Here is a 19,976-nt window from a genome sequence, read left to right on the forward strand (position 1 = left end):
CTTTTCATTAAAACTGATTATTAATCCTCAAGGGATAGGAAGAAACTGGTTTTTAGAAAACTTTTCAAGATAATCTGGAGTCCGCCTTTTATAAGCTTTTTTGATCGAATTTGACAATTCTTCTCATTTTATCCTGAAAGGAAGTTTGAGTTTCGATTTTATTTTCTCGTAATGACTTGGCCTGCCTTTAACCTTAAAATAGAGGCTATTGATAGATCTTCTTCCGCAGGAAAATAGTAAAAAGGGAGCCTATCTACCCCCGCCTCTTTTGAATTGCTATTAAGGCAATGCGATAAAGGTGACAGGCATTAAAAAGACAGAACATTCTCAATAGCTGAGTTTGAGAGTCGGATCGCCAAAAATAACATTTCGATAGTGCGGTAAATTCGCGGCATTCTCTGCCCTCATAAGCGCTAGCACAGCTTCGCCAAAAGGCATGTTCTGCTGCAGGTTCTGAAAGACTACTGTATAATCCCCGGGTGGATTGGTGACATTATGGGTAAGTACTGCCAGTCCCTTGGCATGAGCAAGATAGGCTGTGCCGAGCATATGTGCTCCATACTGTCTATTTAGCGGCGTCGCTGGGGAAGTCTGCTCGCCGCCCATACCCACAAGAGACTGCGGCCTAAAGAGAATTTTCCCTATATCACATCCCCCGAGAAGATAAAAGCGCGAGAGTTCATTCTTGTTTGGCACGGCAAGGATGTGGGCTTCTTTAACGCTTCCGCTAGGCAGGAGCGAAATAGAGGCAGTACTACCTGGGCTTGTGTAGGTAGCTGGAAAGTTAGGAGGAAAAACATCCTGCCCAGACTCAGCCGCGAAGTAATGATTGAGCCAGTCACTGTGCATTACATACTGACAGATAAGGTACTCCTGCTGGAATGACGCTACATAGTTGGCAATACTCGCCTTCTGGTTGGCGGGGAAGGCCGCGGTATCCGCGTGTACCGTGATATTGGCGGCTGGAACAGCTGCCGACATCTTATTGCGCTCGGCTTGCCAGCCGCCGGCAAAGTCCTTGTCAAGGAAAATATAGCCCCTTCGAGTACGCCGCGTAGTGCGGTGGTCGTGATTGCTGTTGAAGTAGTCCATGAGCAGTCGGACTTCTTCGGCTTCAGACCATTCCCAGCCCTGGAGACCTGTGCGCCAGGCCGCCTGCGACATACTGATTCGCCCAATCCAGTATTTCGGGTCTGCACCGTATTTATTCGGATCACGCTGCGAGTGATGTACCTCCGATTGCCTCATTAACACGAAGCCAGGAGCACTCCACTGGGTACGTGGATAGAACGCGAAATTCGGTGGTGCCCCTTCGTCATAGGGCAGGCGAAGCACTTGAGGGCTTCCAGGGGGCACCATTGGCGCGAGAGGCTGCCATTCCCAGTAGCCGAAAGGATCGGCGAGCATTACATCCACACAAAAGTAATCCAGCTCTCCCCGCCCGCCAGGTACACCCGGTATATCATTAAAAGTACAGATTCCAGCCGCCGGAAAATCTCCCACAAGTACGACTCCGCTTAAGCGTGCCCCACCTGCAAAATAGAAATCTCGAATATAACGATAGAGCTGCAGCAATTCCGAGGGTAAATGGCGATTCCCGCGCTCGCCGGTCTCGTCTCTTCGGACGTCGTAGGTATATGCATAGGCATCCCATCCCTCATTCTGAAGGTCATCGAGCCAGCGCGTAAAAGGCGACCAGCCTCCGCCTGAAGCGGCGAGAATCGGACCAAGCAATCGTTCCTCAACAAGGACAAGAACGCGTGGTGAAGTTGGTGCTCCTGGTCTAGCAGTGAGAAAGCGAACGCGTGGGCTGGTGCTCTCCTGGCGAGTTTCGGCAGGCCATGCCCTCTCTGCATGCCAGGAATAGGTGCGTCCACCATCCACGAACTGACCGCGCAGGGTATCAAATGCGAGCTTACCGGTGTATCTTTGGTTTCCACGAGTGAAGGCCAGTTCGTCAGTGTTGGTGTTGAAGCTAACTGCGGTAAGTGCTTCCCAGACCTGGTGTGCATCAAGCCACAGCCTTCCAGCGGCAGCGCCGCCTGTCATCCAGAGTTGCAAAATGCCAATAAAACCATTCGCGTCGATGCGCCAGTTGCCAATAGCTTCTCGGTATTGCGTAATTATCTCCCCACTAAATATGTTCTTATGTTCTAAAATCAACTCTACTTTTCTAAGCTCTAGATTATTACTCTTTTTCCGTCCCCTCATGACCGACTGATACCATGGATAACCGTTCTTTATTCTACAGCGAGGTGGCATTTGACAGTCCACACAACCTCTAGAACTGTTCCTGTCCATTGCTTCCAGTGACTATCAACAGTTTCGGGATATAGCCGGCCATTAGAGCCATCGCGACCTGTTTTGCTTTCCCTTTGATCTTTAATGGATCAGGCCACGACCATGTTCCAATAAGCTTGCCTTTTCGGCTGGACTTAACCCAGAGGTGAGATTGGGGATAAGCTTTGGAAGATCCCGTGGATCGGTGTTTGAAGTAATGCCAGCTAGCGCACTTCGGACAAAATTTGAAACCCCTGCATTTGCTTTGATTGCGGCTTCTCTATTGAGCTGATTGCCAATGGCACGAAAAGTACTGGTGGCATGAATTGAGCTTGTTTCGAAAAGGATACCGCTTGGTTTAGAAAATGCCCCTCCAGTTAAACCAGCCAGAGCGCCTGTCCCTGCATTGATAGCAATCCCCTCCAATGTGATCAACTCATCGTTTGAAAGCTGAGTTACAATATATTGAGCGATGTTAGCACTGGAGCCAAGGAGAACAGCGCCTGTAAGTTTAGTGGCAACGAATGGTGCAAGAGCTCCTGCAACTGCCCCCGATCCTCCGGCGATAAAAGCATCTCCCCAATCAACGTTGTTAAAACCTTTGCTTATGCTTTGACCAACTACAGATCCAACGAATCCTGCTCCAGCGCCAATAGCACCAGTAATCACTGGAACCGGCACACGACCATCTGGATCGACGAAGCTGACTGGATTTCCGAGTGCATAGCTATAGAGATAGAAACTCATAAGATTCGTCTCATCGAAATCAAAGGCTGGGTCAGGTCGATTGAATCTCCCGGCAAAGGAGTCATAATAACGTGCCATCATGTAGTCGCGTTCGGTATATCTGTCCCTTTCATGGCTGGCAAACTCAAGCTCCATCAAGTTGTAGATGATCTCTGTTCGCATCTGGTGTCCATAAGGTGCGTACTCGTAGTATTTCACCCAGGGCCACTGAATAGCTACCACCGGATTCCCAAGCCGGTCCCGAAACTCATATTCAATGTTTTTTCCATAGCGAATCTGTGCAATGGGTATACTGTTATGGTAAACAAAATCGTGCTTAACTCCGGTCCAGTCATACGACTGAAACTGCGTCTCCTGGCTAATCAGTTGCCCATTGGGAAGACGTATCGAGTATACAACCTGATGGCCATGGACTTCACGTACACGATTGCCATCTGCATCGTAGAGGTAATGTGCCTTTGACCATCCTGCTACAGGGTCGAGTACGCCTGCAATCTGATCAAGGTATGTATAAATGTACCCCCACTGATCATCCAGTATCAATCGACCGTCCAGATCATAACCCCATCCGATACGCTGATTAGCATTGTTATAACTGACTCCGCTAAAAGCAGATAGGTAAAGGCTTGCAGGTACAGGATTGTTATTGATGTCAGTAGCAGTAAGCCCAAGGACACTGAGCCCGGTGCGGTCAGTGAGATTTCCTGCGTTATCATAGACATATGTATTAACTGCACTGCCGATTGTGAGAGTTTCGAGAAGCCCCCGTGGGTCATAGGTATACCCTACTGTACTCTGAAGGCCAGGATCGTTGCGGGTTAGGGATTTTATATGCCCATAGCCATCGTCATAATATTCGATCTGTGATGCGCTATAGATCACTGACTCTTCATTCATCTTGACGGAGTGGGACTTAATCCTGCCCAGTGAGTCATAAGAACGGTCTACCTCAAAGCTGCCGATCTGTGAGAAACGTGAATCCAGCATTAGCATCTGCATTTTGCTAGACAGCCCACTATCCCAATAAGAGGTATCACTAACAATCGGATTACCTCCGTATTCGACCCTTTTGTGACTTGCCTGATTGTTGAAACCGTACTTCTGCCAGTTTCCTATAATGCCGGTAAGGTCTTCATCCGGATGCTTCACACCCGAAACTCGCCCGAGACCATCGTACTCAAGCTCCAGTACAAACACAGCATATGACGTCGTTGGCTGGGGCCTGGGAGGTATAAAAATGTCTTCATCTCCAATCGGATCGACAGCGTCATCGCCGGTCTCAGGACGAGGTAGTTGATCTACCTCCGGCGGCAATCCTTCCGGTTTAATTGGAATAGCGCCGAGCTTCTCACTGACAGTGAATGGGGTGCCTACGACAAACGAATGAGGTCTGCAGAAAGGACCGATCTCACCATTAGCCTTTTTCGCCCGGACTCTAAACCAGTACCATTGATCTCCGGCCGGGATGAAGGCGATGTCGGAGAAAGGTATTTTTATATCCCGGATTTCTCCCCGATAAAGCAACCTTGGAGGATACTGATTGCTTCCTGGTGGGGCTACCAGAGGAGACCACGCCCCTTCCCAGAGTTCAAAGTCATAACTGTCAGCGAGGTTTCCATCGGCGTCCTTAACAGCTTCCCAGATAAACGCATCTTTAAAGAGAGAAGCCGGATCAAGGTACCCCAGGGGATGGGTAACATGGGGAGTGGGGAGCGGCCTTGGCACTGACAATTTTATTTTCTGTGGTCTCCCTGCTCTATCAGGATCTGAATACCCGACAATAACTCCGTTGTGCTCAGTCTGTGATATGAATCCAAAAGTCGGGTCATAGTCTCGAGTAGATACAGTTGCACCGCCAGTGAGTTTCATCTCTTTCACTCGCCCACGCCCGTCATGCATAAAGGTGTAGTCCATTCCAGGCCGAGTGACCCGTTTTAACCATAATTCAGGGGTGTACTCGTAATTAATGGAACCTGTCTCAGGGTGCGTTTCTGATACCTTATTATTAAGAAAATTTTGCACAATAGTACGTTGCGCCTGCCCCTGAGAAAAGGTAATTGTTTGCTCGATCCCGTCGCTCACTGAGGTATAGCTGTAATTTACCTGATTCCCATTTGTAGAACCCATAAGAATGCGACCAAAATGATCAACCTCACGCTCGATAACAACTGATCCGTTGAGGGTTTCTGTTGTTTTTACACTTCCATCGCTTGTGACATATGCGTACTCATGCTCATCTCCTGGTGCACTCCGCGATCTTAACCTCCCATGCACATCATAAGCGAGGCTGTACGTTGCACCTGTTCGAGTAATTTCCTGCATAGGCCGGTCAAAAGCGTCAAAATTACTGTAGGTATGAACGGCATACTGGCTCCCTTCCACCTTCTCCTTCCTCTCGATGAGCCTGCCCCACTCGTCATGCGTGAGCTTAATCTCACTCGACCCTTGTGTTAGAGTTACAATATTGTTTCTATCGTCGTAGTCAATGACGGCATTATCCGTATCAGGTGCCTGCACGAGGGTCAAGCGAAAGTCATTGTCCCAGGTGAAGGATTTTTTGACGCCATTGCGCGTTTCCTCCTTGATCGTCCCATTTCGATTGATAATACGCTCGATATTAGGTCCCCCTGGATATTCGAGCTTCTTCACGACTCCGTTCTCATATTCATAGCTCTCTGAATATCCGCCATAAGAGATTGACCTGAGCGAACCTGCGTATCCATTCGTCCAGTAGTACTCGTTGTCAACTTGGAGATAATTATTTTCAGTATGGTAAAAACGTGCATAACTGGGGACAATCGCCCCTGTGTTCGGATAGTCTTGAGTGGTTTTCTTGACAATACTGCCGGCAATACTCACCGTTTCGCTCTCTCTCAAGCCGAGTATATATTTTGGATTCGCTCCGCCAGTTCCGCTTTTAACGTGCTGATATTCGAACTCCTCAGTTACGTTTCCAGGCCGGTTAATTAGTTTTGGAAAGTTGAGACCGTCATACATTGCGTCTGGATAGGTCGTAGTCAGGCTGTGGCCATCCTGATCAACGATCTCGCTTAACAGGCGTGGTGACGAAACCATAGATGACGAGTTAGCCGCTTGAGGTTCCATTGAAACTTCAAAGGGAGCATAGTCCCACGTTTTTTCGGTCTCCGTCCAGGTCATTCCGGCTCTGAATCTCTCCTCACTATTGATAAGTATCCCTACTTTCCAGAGCTGGGAATTCCACACCGCCGACGAACCGTATGTGTAGTAGGTGTAGGTGTTTTCTAAATCGGTTGTTGTCACCCGGACTTTGAACTCATTGTTCTAGGGCGAGCTTGGCCCGGTGTTCAGGTACTCGTAATCCCAGATATGACCGCCTTTCTCAATGCGTTTCACAGCATACGCAAATGTCTGGACACCTGATTGATAGAAAATTTGTTTAAGATCATAATTGATCTTTGTTACGCCACCTGTTGGATACTCGATCTGAGTTATCGCGCTGATAACCGTTCCAGCGGAATTCGATGCAGGGGCAAAATCGTTTGTGTACGTAGTGACACGCCCTTCACCTGTCTGATGTTCCTTCAAGCGTGCGTGCCGGAAGGTTCGTAGTCATATTCGGCAAGAATCTTACCTGACTTACCATTAAATCTGACTTTATAGAGCCGTCTCTTTCCAAGCTGATCAGTGTCATACTCGAAATTCAGGGTACGTCCGAAGCCATCATTAATAGACTGAACCAGCGGATGCTCGAAATATGGCGTGATATCTTCTTCATAGACAATTTCCCACGTGTTGCCGTAGCAATCACTAACTTGAGTTGTCACGAAGTAGAAATAGCGCAGTATACTCTGAGGCGGTGTTGTGGAGGTATCCGTGGTATACAACCGCTCCAGTGTGTACTTAAGACCATTCGGGGTCAACAGCTCGTAAGTGTCATTATCAATTTTTAGCAGGATTTCCATTGACGCGGAGATCCATTCGTCATTATTGCCCGGGCTACTAATCGGTATCTCTGTGTTAAGGAGGTCATGCCGATAGAACCGATGCCTTGCGCCGCTGCTATCCACAAATTCCGGATGAGGAACCGGTCCACCTCCAGGAAGAGGGGTACCTGCTGCCCAGAGGATTCCGTAGTGACCTACCCAGCCTTCACCGAGAGGAGAATCAGCTTGATTTGAGATACCCATGCCCGGTAAATAGAGACTGTTGCTATTAAATGTGCGAGTAAAAGCAAGTTCGAATTTTCCCTGACTCGGTATTGAAACATCTTTTGCGGAAATCGTCAGGTTCCCACCATAGGGATTTACATTCACCTGAAGACCTGCGTCAAAGTAACTTCCATTTTCTTTGAAGCCGGGCTCTAAGAATTCAGGGCCGTATGTGCCTGGAGAACGTTCCATCATTGTTCTTTCGCTCCTGCTGCTATTCATTGCGAACACATATTGATATTGCCTGCTAACGGCAGCCCTGAAGGCGGCACGTTTTAAATGCGTTCGCTGGACCCACTTGCTGAATTTAAAGTTTTTTGACTCGCTGAAGTGATTCATTCTCATTTTAAAAATTCAAAAGAATATTGAGTCCCCCATCACCACATTGAGTCTGTACGTACGTGGGCCCTGCTTCCAATGGATAACTTAGTTTTAATGTTTTTACTGACAGTGTTTTGTCAATCTGCCCGATACAAAATGTTATAAATGTAGTAATATAAAATTACTGAAGAAAATATACTTAGAACCTATACTCACGACTGTCTGGAATGTCTGTTCAAAAAGTGGATTCTATGCATCAGAGTGTTTTTTGGTAACACTTTGCGAACGAGATGTAGCGTACAGCCAGTGGTCGGAGCTTCTATTTTTCCAGGGCGTAATTTAATTAAGAGCCCATTCAGAAAGTGTTGTGACCGACCTGCTGTATTATTCGTCACGCAGCTCGTGGAATTCAAATTGCTGGTTGCCCAGGTCAAAAATATTAATAATCTTCCTGACCGTTGAACTGTCCTGCATATTGAATTCTACCAGAAATTCGCGCTGCGGTGGGTTGGATTTCATGAGATAATCGGCCAGTTGCACGGACCTTACCCCTTGCTGCGACCTGAGCCAGGCTTCGATCTCGTCAAGAGACCTGGCATTGTCAATCGTCGAGGCTGTTTTTTTTTCAAAAGCCTCAAAATCAAGAGTTGAGGATGACATAGTAAACGCTTCTGTTCATTTGACGATTATAAGTTAATCACGGCTATAGTCACAGCTATAGAGAGTGACACCTTGCCAGTCTAACCCTCAAAGAGAAGACTGAACATGGTGTCAATCTGACTGCAGGATCAGCAAATCAACAATCCTTATCGGTTGCCTGCCTCTCAAACATTATGGATGATGTGATGGCAGAGCCGCTTTCCTCAGCGCGGAACGGGCTGTTCACGGAGGGATGACGGCTCAGGGACAAGTCGCTGAAACTCGGTAGTCCGGGTACAGTCCTCTCCCCGGCATCCCGTACTCGGGCAAACGAGGGACACGCTGCAGGTGCCCTGTCTTACGAAGTCAGTTTCGCCCCGCACAAGAATGCCTTCAACCTCATGCGTTTCGCTGTTGAAAACCGGTGACCCCGAATTACCTCCGTAAGTATCGAGATTTGCTATAAAAAACGCATCTTCCTCGTTTTTACGAACCGAGGCCCCACCTGCAAATTTCGTAGGCAAGCCGCTAGGATGCCCGATCACGTGCAGGGTTTTAGTTTCACTGATTTTCCCATCCCGCCTGATCCGGACAATACGATGGTTAGTTACCGGGCGGTCAATGCGTACGAGTGCCCAGTCCGGCCCGTTTCCTACCTCCTCTCGACCTATAAGCTCTGCACCACGGTAGATTTCCGAATTGTTAATGGTTGTTTCCGCAGTTTCCGAATCGCGCATCCGGAATCCAAAAACGAAACAAACATTTGTTACATTATCGGCATTCACACAGTGCCCAGCCGTGGCTATGATATCTGGTGCAACGAGAAATCCGGAACAAAAAGCCCCGGTTGGCTGATTTCTGAAGCGCTCTCCCTCGCACAGGTTCTGAGCTGCACCAAAGTTATTGATTCGCAACTCAGAGGTGCCATCCCCGTTATCAACCACTTTCGAAGCTCTGAAAAGGGCAACTACACTGTCCACATCATCCAGATCCGGCCCGCTGGGAAGATCGCACACGTCCACACGGTCATCCCTGTCATAAATTACTTTCTGCTTGTCTTTAAGAACTTTAACAATGGTTGCGTCGTCGAACGCCCGGAGACCTTCACTTGGCTCTGCAGACACAGTCAGAGTAGTTTCTCCGGTTTTTGCTTCACGGGCTCTTAATTCCTGCAACAGTTCATTAACAGGCATTTCTTTCAGTTTCTGAATATTCTCCATATTAAACCCCCTCCTGGTGTCGAGTTTATCGCGGAATCCATTCTATTCCTGGTCATTGACCGTTTTCAGGGTTAGTTTCTTGATTTCCGGGATTGGCTCGTTATCTTAGACATCCTGTAGCGCTAAAGCTAAGGATTACAGCCGGTACGCTGCTGATCAGCCGCGACCAGAATCAGGCTTCAACCCCCCCCTTTTCACAGCCTCAATTTTTGCTTAACTGGTCAGCGCCGTGAATTATTACATCTTTCAGGCCTGTTTATTGGATATCAGGTTTGTTTTGACCGGCCGAAGTGACCGTTCTCGATTTAAATTCTCGCTTTAAAGATTCAAAATATAATCCGGCAACAACTACTGCCCGGCTGATTTTTTGAAGTTCCTGAATTTTTCTGAAATATTATGTATCCTATTTTCGGCAGATACGTGTCTTGCTCTGGCGGACGAATTATTTTTTATTGATTTTTACTGACAGTGTTTTGTCTCTCTGCTTAAATAAGATACTAATATAAATGTAGTAATACTATAAATTATCAGAGAAAATGTGTTTAGAACCTATATTCACGATTGCATATAGTATGCCTGACGGCAGGTATTGAATGCAAAAAAAATAATAATTTTGTTGCTAACTCTGTGCTTTTTAAGCAATATTCATACTTAACAAATTGAATTAACCTATTTAACAAAAAATGAACCTGTTTAATAAAAAATGAACCTATTTAACAAATCAAATGAACCTATATGTCTTACTCTTGCCTCTTTATTTTTATCATAAACTTATTTTAATTACTGATGAGTATTTTAGATAGCTGTGGACAGTAATCTTGTTATAAGAATTTCTTTTAGAATTATCAGTTCTAAAGTAATACTTTTAAAGAATTAGTTCCAAAAAATGGAATACAAAAAGTTACTGGACGATCAGGATATAATAAGGTCAGGAAAATCAGGAGGTCAGGAGTTTCAGGAGGGAAATTGGGGCATCTGATTCCGGGATTTAGTACAGTTAGATATGAGTTTGGGATATCTGTTGAGAAAAAAAGTTTTTCAGGCGCCCTAAATCCTGTAGAATATATTTTTTGATTACATATAAAATAATATAACTGTAGTTTTTTACTTCATACCAGGATTAATAGGACAAAACCGGATGAAATATTCAATATGAGTAAGGCGGAATAATACAATCGATACCTGTTGCGGTTTTTGATACTTTTATAACGCTTATAGAATATCCTTAAGGGCCTCTGAGGCTGTATAAACGGCTCCAGCTCCGAAAATGTATTGAGTTATCCTTACTGCCTGCATTATCTCTTCTTTTGTTGCCCCTGCCTGCATAGCCTGAATTGCAAGGAACTTTACTCCGTTTACCGCACCATTGGCTGCATCCAGGGCCATTGCAAGCAGGAACTTGTACTTAAGGGGAATCCCATTCTCCACAAAAGCAAGTTCGCGTGTACTTTCGAGCAGCGTAAATAAGTCAGGGTCCTGATCCACAATAACCTGTAATGGATTTTCTGTCAGTGTACCATCTCCTTTTCTCTTCAGGAAGTTTTGATTTTATTGTCTATCCCGTTTTTAATTACTATACCTCTCAACCAATTTTAAAGCCTTCCCCAAGTAATCGAAGAATACAGAAAAGGAAAGAAAGGTGAGAGAAGGAAGACAGAGGGGGAAAGAGGAAAGGAAAGAAAAGGGGAGTAGATCAAACAAAAAGAAAGGAAAGAAAAGGGGAGTAGATCAAAGACAGAGAAAGGAATTAGATCAAGGGAGAAATGGATAGGATAAAGCAGGAAAAGGAAAGGGGGAGGCGATAAAGAAGGAGTTTTCATAGCATACTTTTTTCATGTATGAATTCGAGAAGTTTTTAGGATAAAAAGGCATCTGTCTATGGAAAGGAGGAACGGAGATGAAAAGGTGGGGTGTTTAAAAAGAGAATTTACAGATGCCCAGCTTAATATAATACTTATAAATATATAAAATTAGGTTTATACCGCAGTTTTGTGGGGATTTCTCGAAGTACTCAAATTTTTTTCTGTAAAAATCTCTTCTATCTTAATTTCTCTGGAGCCGTGATAGAATTTTCATTTTGATTTAAAAATTCGTAAGCTATTGTCCCTTCTTCCGGGCCCTTTCCCTTTAAAAGGAAGCCATTCTTTTCCAGGACCCGAATTGAGGCTTTTAGATGGGGGTATGTATAAGCTATAATACTGTCTCTTTTAAGGCTTGAAGAAGCCCACTGCACCATTGACCGAACGGCCTCGGTCGCATATCCCCTGCCGTGATAGCCGGCAAGCAAAGAATAGCCTATTTCAAGCGTCCCGTTCTTGTGGGCAAGAAATCCTCCGCTTCCTATTAAAACCGGTTGTTCAGCACCTTTCTGACGGAGAATCCAGTAAAAACTCCAGATTCTCCGTTCTCTGGCCTGGATTCGACCGATAAATTCTTCGATTACTTCAGAAGTTATCTGGTCAGGCGGCCATTCGTCGGGAACATGGGCGCTGAGTGTTGAAGCAAACGTCGGGCGGTCGTGCAATTCCAGAAGATACAACTTCGCAGTGGCAGGAAACAGGTGTAAACGTTCGGTATTGATTGGGGATAAGATAAAAGGCATGTATCGGATTTGGAGTTACTTTTACATAATCTTTTTGATGAAGGATTTAAGACAACTTTAGATTTGTGATCTTTAAACTGGTAGTACACTAGTAGGTAATTGAAATTAGAGAATTTATTCGAGATATAGGCAACGAAAAAAAAATTAAAAAGACAGGAAATTAAAAAGATTAGAAGGATTCGAGATATTAATAGATTGAGGGGAGCAGGCATCTGATATTAGGAGTAGTTTGGGATTGTGGGGGGTATAAAACTGGTTGGGTGTATGAGAAAAGCGTTTATCAGATGCCCTATATACTAATATTCGCTAATAATATATAAAATTATTGTTATAATTCTATTATGTCGAACTTTGTGCGGATCGTGTAAGATAAAACCAAATTTACTATAACTATTTTACAGATTTTTCTATTAAACCAGAGATCAAATATTGAATTTGCAGTTCGATCTTAAATCTCAAGTTGATCACAAAAATCCTGAAGTAGTAGAAAAATAATATAAAGATATAATCTGCCCGGATTTATTCTGTTTATTTTGCATAGATCTGGTAGTAAGAGAAGACTTGAGGGTATTATGTTCTGCAAGAATGAGGCAAACGGCTACAGGGAAGTCCTTCCCGGAATTGAGATGAAAGCTATGGTATATGGGGAAAAGACTCTGATGAGTGAATTTTTTCTGAAAAGGGGCAGTGTCCTTCCAACCCACGACCATATTCATGAACAGACCGGTTATCTGCTTTCAGGGAAAATTGTTCTGACCATCGGGGAAGATACTTTTGAAGTGGAACCCGGGGACTCCTGGACTATTCCGGGCGGCGTAGCTCACGGTGTTGAAATTCTGGAGGACTCCGTAGCTATCGAGGTATTCTCACCGAGAAGAGACGAGTATATGAGGTAACCCAGAAGAGATAAGGATGTGAAACAATACTGTTTCAGTCAGGCGGTAATGGCACTTTTTTCTTAAATTGCAGAATTGTCAGCACCTGTTAAATTCGGATGAGACATCCCCATATGAAAATTATCTTTTGAGCTTGCCTGTATCCGAGCCTGGCATCCGATATATATTGGCCATACTTGATATTGCAGGCCGATTTTTCAATTTCTTTAGATTCCTCGTTATATTTCAGTTTAGCCTGACCTTTCGATCTGGATTTAAACCTATGGGATTTTCATTTAAATATGCGAAACTTCTTTTTTGAAACTTCCCTTCTGGAACTTCCCTTTCTGAAACTTCCTTCTAATATTTCGGAGCCATAGGTCTTATATCTGTTTTTACAAATCTCTATAATGGGGAGTTAGATATGGATAGAGAAAATATTCCACCTGGTTTTAAGGATGTTCTTGACTTCAAGTTTGTAGATGCACTTTTCGGCAGAAGGGCACGCCGTTTCTTTCTGGGGGCTTCGATTCCGGACGGCTATTTCAAGTATAAATCGAAGCATGATCCCTTGCCTCTGACCGAGCAGGAGCAACTGCTGGTGCTTTCGGCAGCAGCAGGCAATACTGGCTGGCATAACCTGATTATGCGCGGGGAAAGATATGCACCTGACCTTTCCAACTACGCCTGCACTGCAGGAGGGCGTACTTTTCCATCGGCTGCCGGCTTCCATACAAGCGAACTCTTTTTCACGGACGATACAGGAGTTTACTTCTTTGAGACCCGCGATGCTCCCGAACTGTCCAGACGTTCGAAGGGCGGAACTTTCGATACCGAAGAATTATTCAAAGCTCACAGGGCAAGGATTCGAAAAATTGCGGAGGGAAGGTTGAAGATTCCTCCTGAAACTCCGTATGTTGAAGCCCACAATACCTGGGTAGTTAACCAGCCGGGCACGACCCTGATTATTCCCGTTGCCGACCTTGCCCAGCATGTGCTTGCCGGGCTCTGTTATTATACGCAGAATGGGGTTTGTTTTTTTGATGACTTACATGGGGAAAAGATAGAAGGGCTTGAGGAATTCAGCAAGCTTGTTGATATCGAAAACCCCTTGCCTTTGAGCTTTCTTGAACTGTGGTCGTTCTCAGAAGCCACTGCAGAACTTTCAATCGCCTGCTATGCAGGAATGCTTATGCTGCAGGCAATGGGGCTTGGCGGCTGGATGTTTAATGGCATGGATCCTTTTTCCGTTCTCGGAGCTAGCGGAAAACCTGACGTGCCTGGCCTTGGCTTCAGGTACGACACGGATGAACGCTGGGCCCTTCCCAACCCCACCGGGCTTCCGGGCGTGTTTGAGGGCTATACGCCTCCTCATTACACGAATATGCGCCAGGCCGTAGATGCCCTCACTGAAAGGAAGTTCGGTCCAGACGGCCCTTTCAATCCTGAAACACCAGGCTATTACAAAGATACACGGACAGTACGGAGCAGGGCCAGGCGCCACAACGACGAATTCAAGGCTTGCGTTGCTTTGCAGGCCCAGTACATTTACGACCGTTTCGGGAAATTCCCTGGCACAGTTCCGAGCATCCTTGTTATGCCCTATCTTCAGGCCCAGCACCTGGACCTTGACTTCTATGACCACTTCTATGAGAAGGGAGCCTACCTTGAAACCCATTCAAGGCATATGGAGCGCTGGCATTGAAGCAGTCCGTCGCTTTATCCCGCATCGTTGGGCCGAAACCGTTGGCCTGAAACCGTCGGGCCGAAACCGTTGGGCCGGTTTATCACGCCGGATAGGGCTTCGGGATTAGAAATATTTATCAAACACAACCATTTCGCCGTTTGATCACGCCGACAATTCCGTTTTCGATCAAACCTTTTTTGAAAAGGTTTGCGATCAAGCCGTTTTTGAAAAGGTTTGCGATCAAGCCGTTTTTGAAAAGGCTTGTGAAAAGGTTTGCATTGCGCCGGTTTATCCCGGATTGGTCAGCTTTAAGACCCATGCAAGGCACATAGAGCCCGGGAATCCGAATATGTGAAGGAAACTCCTGAAAAAGATTCCTTTGCAGCTTTCCTTTTTATTTTATTAACTGGATACTGTTTTGCTGGCCTGTGTTTCCCGGAAATTTACAGCAAAATCTTGGGATAGACCCGGATTAACCAGGGTCCTGTGGGAATTTTTCGAGCTGAACGGTGGTTCTTTCTATTAAATTTCTTTAATCAGTATCCGATGGCAGTTTTTTTACCTGTAATCCTGAATAATGTTTCTCATATTTTTAAGAGCTTAATTAACAATTGAAGTATCTCTATTAATTTAATATATCTGCTCATTTCAGGTATATCCGTTAATAGGAGGACTAAATGGGGCTTCTAGGTGAATTTAAAGATTTCCTTTATGAATATAAGGTAATCCCGCTTGCTATCGCCTTCATTATGGGTATTGCATCCACAGCTCTTATAAAATCGCTTGTGGATAATGTAATCATGCCGTTAATTACGCCTTTTATCCCCGGCGGAGCCTAGAGAACAGCAACCATAGAACTGGGGCCTGTAGTTATAGGCTGGGGACCTTTTGTGGCAGAATTAATAAACTTCATTATTATTGCATTTGTGGTTTTTCTCGTTGCAAAAAAGGTTCTTAAAGAGGAAAAAGTAGAGAAAAAGTAAAATAGAATAATTTAACCGATAAAACCTGACCTTAAAGTTAAGCGATAAAGTTAAGCAATTAAGCTTTTTCTTGCTTTTTCTTTTATTTATTATGGCTCCCGATTCATAACATTTCTGGCCTGGGATGCCCATCTATAATGCCTCTTGATCCACTTTTTCTTTAGGGCATGAATCATTCAATAATTTAAAAACAAAATCAGTACTGTTCGGGTTTATACTGACTACGAATTCCATAAATTTTCTTTTCAGTGGGTACCGAACTTATTTTTAAAAAGTTTCTCAGGCTTTCTCTTTCTTTTAATTCCCTAATAGCACAGGAGATTTCACAGGAAAAAAACATGCTCCTGAGCACAATTTTAATAGCAGGCACTGACTTTTGGAGGGGCAGGATGCCTCTCTTTGTAAGGATTTGTCTGCAAGATCTCAAATCAAAAACGTTTAATATTTCCGATAACAATTTCCATCTGAAATCTTCGTTTAGTGGTATAAGCGGAGCTTTCATAATATATCGCCAGAGGAGGATTGTACGTACTCCTCAATAAAATTTAAGGTTTTTTATGACCTGAATCTGGATTCAGGCAGAAAATAAAATGTACTTTTTTTGGGAAGCCAGTATTAATTTCAATTAGTGAAAAAAAAGAGAAATAATCTTCAGTTTGATAGTGAGTTTAAGAGGACCCTATTCCTTTTACACAGGAATAATGCGAACTTGCAAGCTATTCCGTAAATCATTTCAAAGCCAGGCATGCTTGGGCTTTTTTCCGGTTTAATATGCTGTTCGGTTTCCAGTCCTTCGCTCTCAGTCTTATTTTCATTAATCGTTCTGCTCTCTAATTCAAGCTAAAAAAAGAAATGAAGATTGTTTCCTGAAGTTCCTTCAGTTTTTGAGTAAGATTCCGGGAAACTGGTTTTAATAGATCAAAAAAGAAAAAATGATGATTGAATACAGAGGTCACTGGTTTTTAGTTATCACCTCCTGATAGTGTTAACTTCAATCCTCACCCTTAATTTGCCTCTTTCTGGTTGATATTATCTTCACTTATTTCTTTATCTTCATTTATTTCTTTATCTTCACTTAATTTTTCAGTATTCAGGCTTACTTCTTCTTTCTTTACAGGTTCAGAAATTGCTTCAGCCACGACTTCTTCTTTTTTTACAGGTTCAGAAACTGCTTTTTCAGTATTCGAGCTTACTTCTTTATCTTCACTTGCTTTTTCAGTGTTCAGGCTTACTTCTTCTTTCTTTACAGGTTCAAAAACTGCTTTTTCAGGTTCAGAAACTGCTTCAGTCATGATTTCTTCTTTCTTTACAGATTCAGAAACCGCTTTTCCAGTATTCGAGCTTACTTCTTTATCTTCACTTACTTCTTTATCCTCACTTACCTTTTTCTCTTCATTTACTTCTTTCTCTTCACTTATTTCTCTCTCTTCACTTAATTTTTCAGTGTTCAGGTTTGCTTCTTCTTTCTTTACAGGTTCAGCAACTACTTCAGCCACGACTTCTTTCTTTACAGGTACAGAAACTGCTTTTTCAGTATTCGAACTTACTTCTTTCTCTTCACTTACCTCTTCAGCGTCTTCACTTACTTCTTTCTCTTCACCTACCTCTTCAGCGTCTTCACTTACTTCTTCAATGTAATTACAGACTGGTTTACAAACTGGTTTTGTTTCTTCACAGGCTGGTTTATAAACTGGTTTAGTTTCTTCACAGACCGGTTTGGTTTCTTCGCAGACTGGCTTACAAACTGGTTTTGTTTCTTCACAGACTGGCTTGGTTTCATCACAGACTTCTTCAGTTACATTGGCTGTTCCCGTATCTGATTCATTGTCTGGAACCTCACATTCATTACCTGTTTCATCTCCTTCATCCATCTGGTCGATAATTTTCTTTGCTTCCCTGACCATATAATCCGCTTCATCAACTGAAATTTGCTTGCATTCTTTCATTCTTTCAGCGAGATGAATAAAGGACTCAAGCATGGAAACGGCTTTTTCATCCTCACCATTTTCACAGAAGCACATTGAGGTATCAAGGAGGGAGGCCAGCTCTGTTTTTGTCTTTTCATGGCATCTGTATGTACATTCCACATATTCCTTGAGAGCCTGTATATTATCAAGTGGCGTTAATTCCGAAGAACAATTGTCTGGAACCTCGGTATCATTGTCTGCTCCTGTATCATCATCGTCATCAGAGTTGTTGTCAGGAACCTCAGTATCATCATCTGTTTCATTGCCCTCATCCGTCTCATTGTCATAAGGAGCTGGCACCTCATCCGATGCAAGGATAAACATGTAGATATCAAGGTTTCCATTACGGTCATCCTGCCACACTATTCGGTCTCCGTAAATCGCAGGATCGTGCGCTGTTCCGCTAGTGGAGGCCTGAATTTCCTGTTGGGTGGAAAGGTTATACATGTAGATATTATAGTAATAGTCAGGATATGCATCGTAATCACCCTCCCATGATGTTTCCACCCACACTATTCTGTCACCGTATACATCAGGACTTGCTGATATTACGCCGCCAATCCCAGTTGTTTGTTGAGTGGATAGATTATACGTCTCGATAATACCACTGTCATCGCTAGGGAAATAATTATACACTATCTCATCACCGTGAATAGCAAAAGCATAAAAACCCGGATATGGCATGAATAGGTAATTTTCGGCGATCTGAGTTTCCTGTTGAGTGGAAAGGTCATACATGACGAGACGGTGGGTGCTAAAGTCGGATTCATAAGATTCCTGCCACACTATTCTATCATTGTAAATATCAGGGCCAGAGCTCTCTGATCCAGAATCTACTAATCCTCGGGTAGAAATCTGAGTTTCCTGAGAAGTGGAGATATCGTACATGTAGATCTCGGATCCATTCCGGTTATCAACCCAGACTATTCTGTCCCCGTAAATAGCAGGCCACATCTGATTTGAATCATTGGTGGTGATCTGAGTTTCGGTGGAACTGGAAAGATTGTACATGTAGATATCCGAGTTTCCATTACGGTCATCCTGCCACACGATCTTATCTCCGTAGATAGCAGGATTGATCTGAAGTGATTCATTGGTGGTTATCCGGGTTTCCGTGGAAGTGAAAGTATCATACATGTAGATATCCCAGTTTCCAGTGGGGTTCCAGTATTCTCCGCTCCCATTACGGCCATCCTGCCATACAATCCGTTCACCATAGATGTCGGGATTCAACTGGCTTGAGGTATTGGTAGTGATCCGAGTTTCCATACCCTCAGTTTCATTGCCTGTTCCATTGCCCTCATCGGTCTCATTGTTGTCCTGAGGCGGAACCTCATCCGAAGCAAGGGTAAACATGTAGATATCCCCATTTCCGTTGCGCTCATCACACCACACTACCCTGTCTCCGTAGATGCTGGGAGTAGACCATGCTACTGATTTACTGGTAGTAATCTGAGTTTCCGTGGAAGTGGAGAGATCGTACATATAGAGGTCTAATCCAGATCCAGAATCAGGAGGATAGTCACTATTGCGATGATCTGGCCACACTATCCTGTTTCCGGAGATATCGGGACCTCCGTAAGCTGAAAAGTCGGCAGTTATTTTAGTTTCCGTGGCAGTGGAGAGATCGTACATATTGACGACTCCTTCCCGTCCTTCCCGATTATTTGTTCCTACTATTCTGTTACCCGAGAAAGCAATATTATATAATTGTAAGGCTGAACTTACATTTTCTTGCCTGCCAGTCGAGAGATCATATACAGAAATGTTAGAGCCATCCATGTCAGGGCCCCAAACTATCTTATTGTCGTCAATATCTACAAAAACATTCAAATCGGGATTATCTGGTATTGTGCTTTTGGTTATTCGAGTTTCCTTCTTAGTGGACAAATCGTACATGTAGACGTCAAATCCTCCGAAGCCATCATCAGGAACACTCCCGGAATTGCGCTTATCCATCCAGACTATCCGATCTCCGTAGATTTCAGACCCATAATACACGGATCCGCTTGTGGTTATCCGGGTTTCTTTGGAAGTGGAAACATTGAACATGTATATATCCGATTTTCCATTTCGACTGTCCTGCCAGACTATTCTGTCCCCATAGATATCGGGGTTAAGCTGGTCTGCTTCATTGTTGGTGATCTGAGTTTCAGTGGAAGTGGAGAGGTCATACATGTAAATATCTGCGTTTCCATTACGCCAATCGATCCAGACTATCCTATCTTCGTAGATATCGGGATTTGATTGTCTTGAGTTATCGATAGTGATCTGAGTTTCCGTTCCCTCCTCCTGTACTGCGGCCGCGTTCCCTACGGTCATCAGAAATAAAACAAAAAATATCCCAAAACAGATTGCCGTTCTTTTGTTTATTTTCATCTTATTTTACCCCTAATTTAAAATGAATTTTTTAACCCTGATTTGATTTATTCAAGAATCCAGTTATTTCTACATTCGCGTACCGA

Annotated in this window: 12 protein-coding genes and 2 pseudogenes; 3 read left to right on the forward strand and 11 right to left on the reverse strand. The window is 44.1% G+C overall.

The window, feature by feature from the left end; genetic code table 11:
• Positions 1-327: 327 nt before the first annotated feature.
• From ACPK8D_RS10685 to ACPK8D_RS10720, 8 genes are all read right to left on the reverse strand, one after another.
• Positions 328-2,163: a hypothetical protein gene (locus ACPK8D_RS10685; RefSeq protein WP_424717835.1), complete on the reverse strand. Its 1,836-nt coding sequence runs from the start codon at positions 2,161-2,163 to the stop codon at positions 328-330.
• Between the two features lie 219 nt (positions 2,164-2,382).
• Positions 2,383-6,309, reverse strand: coding sequence for an RHS repeat domain-containing protein (locus ACPK8D_RS10690; protein WP_424717836.1), 3,927 nt, complete (start codon positions 6,307-6,309; stop codon positions 2,383-2,385).
• 21 nt (positions 6,310-6,330) lie between these two features.
• Entirely contained in the window at positions 6,331-6,594 is a 264-nt protein-coding gene (locus ACPK8D_RS10695) for a hypothetical protein (protein ID WP_424717837.1), read from the reverse strand.
• On the reverse strand, positions 6,591-7,556 hold the full coding sequence (locus ACPK8D_RS10700) for a hypothetical protein (RefSeq protein WP_424717838.1): 966 nt from the start codon (positions 7,554-7,556) through the stop codon (positions 6,591-6,593). Before ACPK8D_RS10700 ends, ACPK8D_RS10695 begins: the two co-directional genes overlap by 4 nt.
• A 366-nt stretch (positions 7,557-7,922) precedes the next feature.
• Positions 7,923-8,198 (reverse strand): hypothetical protein, encoded by a 276-nt coding sequence (locus tag ACPK8D_RS10705; protein WP_424717839.1) that lies wholly within the window; start codon positions 8,196-8,198, stop codon positions 7,923-7,925.
• A 203-nt stretch (positions 8,199-8,401) separates the two neighbouring features.
• Entirely contained in the window at positions 8,402-9,397 is a 996-nt protein-coding gene (locus tag ACPK8D_RS10710) for a trypsin-like serine peptidase (RefSeq protein ID WP_424717840.1), read from the reverse strand.
• A gap of 1,212 nt (positions 9,398-10,609) precedes the next feature.
• A complete protein-coding gene (locus tag ACPK8D_RS10715) occupies positions 10,610-10,909 on the reverse strand; it encodes a carboxymuconolactone decarboxylase family protein (protein ID WP_424717883.1) in 300 nt (99 codons plus the stop codon).
• Between the two features lie 526 nt (positions 10,910-11,435).
• Positions 11,436-11,999 (reverse strand): GNAT family N-acetyltransferase, encoded by a 564-nt coding sequence (locus tag ACPK8D_RS10720; protein WP_424717841.1) that lies wholly within the window; start codon positions 11,997-11,999, stop codon positions 11,436-11,438.
• Between the two features lie 572 nt (positions 12,000-12,571).
• On the opposite strand from ACPK8D_RS10720, the gene ACPK8D_RS10725 reads away from it, so the two are divergent.
• Positions 12,572-12,895 carry a cupin domain-containing protein gene (locus ACPK8D_RS10725; protein ID WP_424717842.1) on the forward strand — a complete coding sequence of 108 codons (324 nt, stop codon included), beginning with the start codon at positions 12,572-12,574 and terminating at the stop codon, positions 12,893-12,895.
• Between the two features lie 403 nt (positions 12,896-13,298).
• A complete protein-coding gene (locus ACPK8D_RS10730; RefSeq protein WP_424717843.1) occupies positions 13,299-14,579 on the forward strand; it encodes a hypothetical protein in 1,281 nt (426 codons plus the stop codon).
• 118 nt (positions 14,580-14,697) lie between these two features.
• Here the strand turns inward: ACPK8D_RS10730 and ACPK8D_RS10735 are convergent, their stop codons facing one another.
• Positions 14,698-14,880, reverse strand: coding sequence for a hypothetical protein (locus ACPK8D_RS10735; RefSeq protein WP_424717844.1), 183 nt, complete (start codon positions 14,878-14,880; stop codon positions 14,698-14,700).
• A 358-nt stretch (positions 14,881-15,238) separates the two neighbouring features.
• Between ACPK8D_RS10735 and ACPK8D_RS10740 the strand changes: the two are divergent.
• Positions 15,239-15,544 (forward strand): annotated as a pseudogene (locus tag ACPK8D_RS10740) (MscL family protein).
• Positions 15,545-15,677: 133 nt separating this feature from the next.
• On the opposite strand, the pseudogene ACPK8D_RS10745 reads toward ACPK8D_RS10740, so the two are convergent.
• Together ACPK8D_RS10745 and ACPK8D_RS10750 are read right to left on the reverse strand one after the other, a co-directional pair.
• Positions 15,678-16,046 (reverse strand): annotated as a pseudogene (locus ACPK8D_RS10745) (IS5/IS1182 family transposase); the annotation flags it as partial.
• A gap of 502 nt (positions 16,047-16,548) precedes the next feature.
• A complete protein-coding gene (locus ACPK8D_RS10750) occupies positions 16,549-19,890 on the reverse strand; it encodes a cell surface protein (protein ID WP_424717845.1) in 3,342 nt (1,113 codons plus the stop codon).
• Positions 19,891-19,976 lie beyond the last annotated feature (86 nt).

It is taken from the genome of Methanosarcina sp., assembly GCF_049706645.1.
GTDB lineage: Archaea > Halobacteriota > Methanosarcinia > Methanosarcinales > Methanosarcinaceae > Methanosarcina.

Excerpts from the sequence above, each read along its gene's own strand:
- ACPK8D_RS10700 (WP_424717838.1), bottom strand. The coding sequence starts at position 7,556 with ATGAATCACTTCAGCGAGTCAAAAAACTTTAAATTCAGCAAGTGGGTC.
- ACPK8D_RS10705 (WP_424717839.1), bottom strand. The coding sequence starts at position 8,198 with ATGTCATCCTCAACTCTTGATTTTGAGGCTTTTGAAAAAAAAACAGCC.
- ACPK8D_RS10710 (WP_424717840.1), bottom strand. The coding sequence starts at position 9,397 with ATGGAGAATATTCAGAAACTGAAAGAAATGCCTGTTAATGAACTGTTG.
- ACPK8D_RS10720 (WP_424717841.1), bottom strand. The coding sequence starts at position 11,999 with ATGCCTTTTATCTTATCCCCAATCAATACCGAACGTTTACACCTGTTT.
- ACPK8D_RS10725 (WP_424717842.1), top strand. The coding sequence starts at position 12,572 with ATGTTCTGCAAGAATGAGGCAAACGGCTACAGGGAAGTCCTTCCCGGA.
- ACPK8D_RS10730 (WP_424717843.1), top strand. The coding sequence starts at position 13,299 with ATGGATAGAGAAAATATTCCACCTGGTTTTAAGGATGTTCTTGACTTC.
- ACPK8D_RS10735 (WP_424717844.1), bottom strand. The coding sequence starts at position 14,880 with ATGGGTCTTAAAGCTGACCAATCCGGGATAAACCGGCGCAATGCAAAC.
- ACPK8D_RS10750 (WP_424717845.1), bottom strand. The coding sequence starts at position 19,890 with ATGAAAATAAACAAAAGAACGGCAATCTGTTTTGGGATATTTTTTGTT.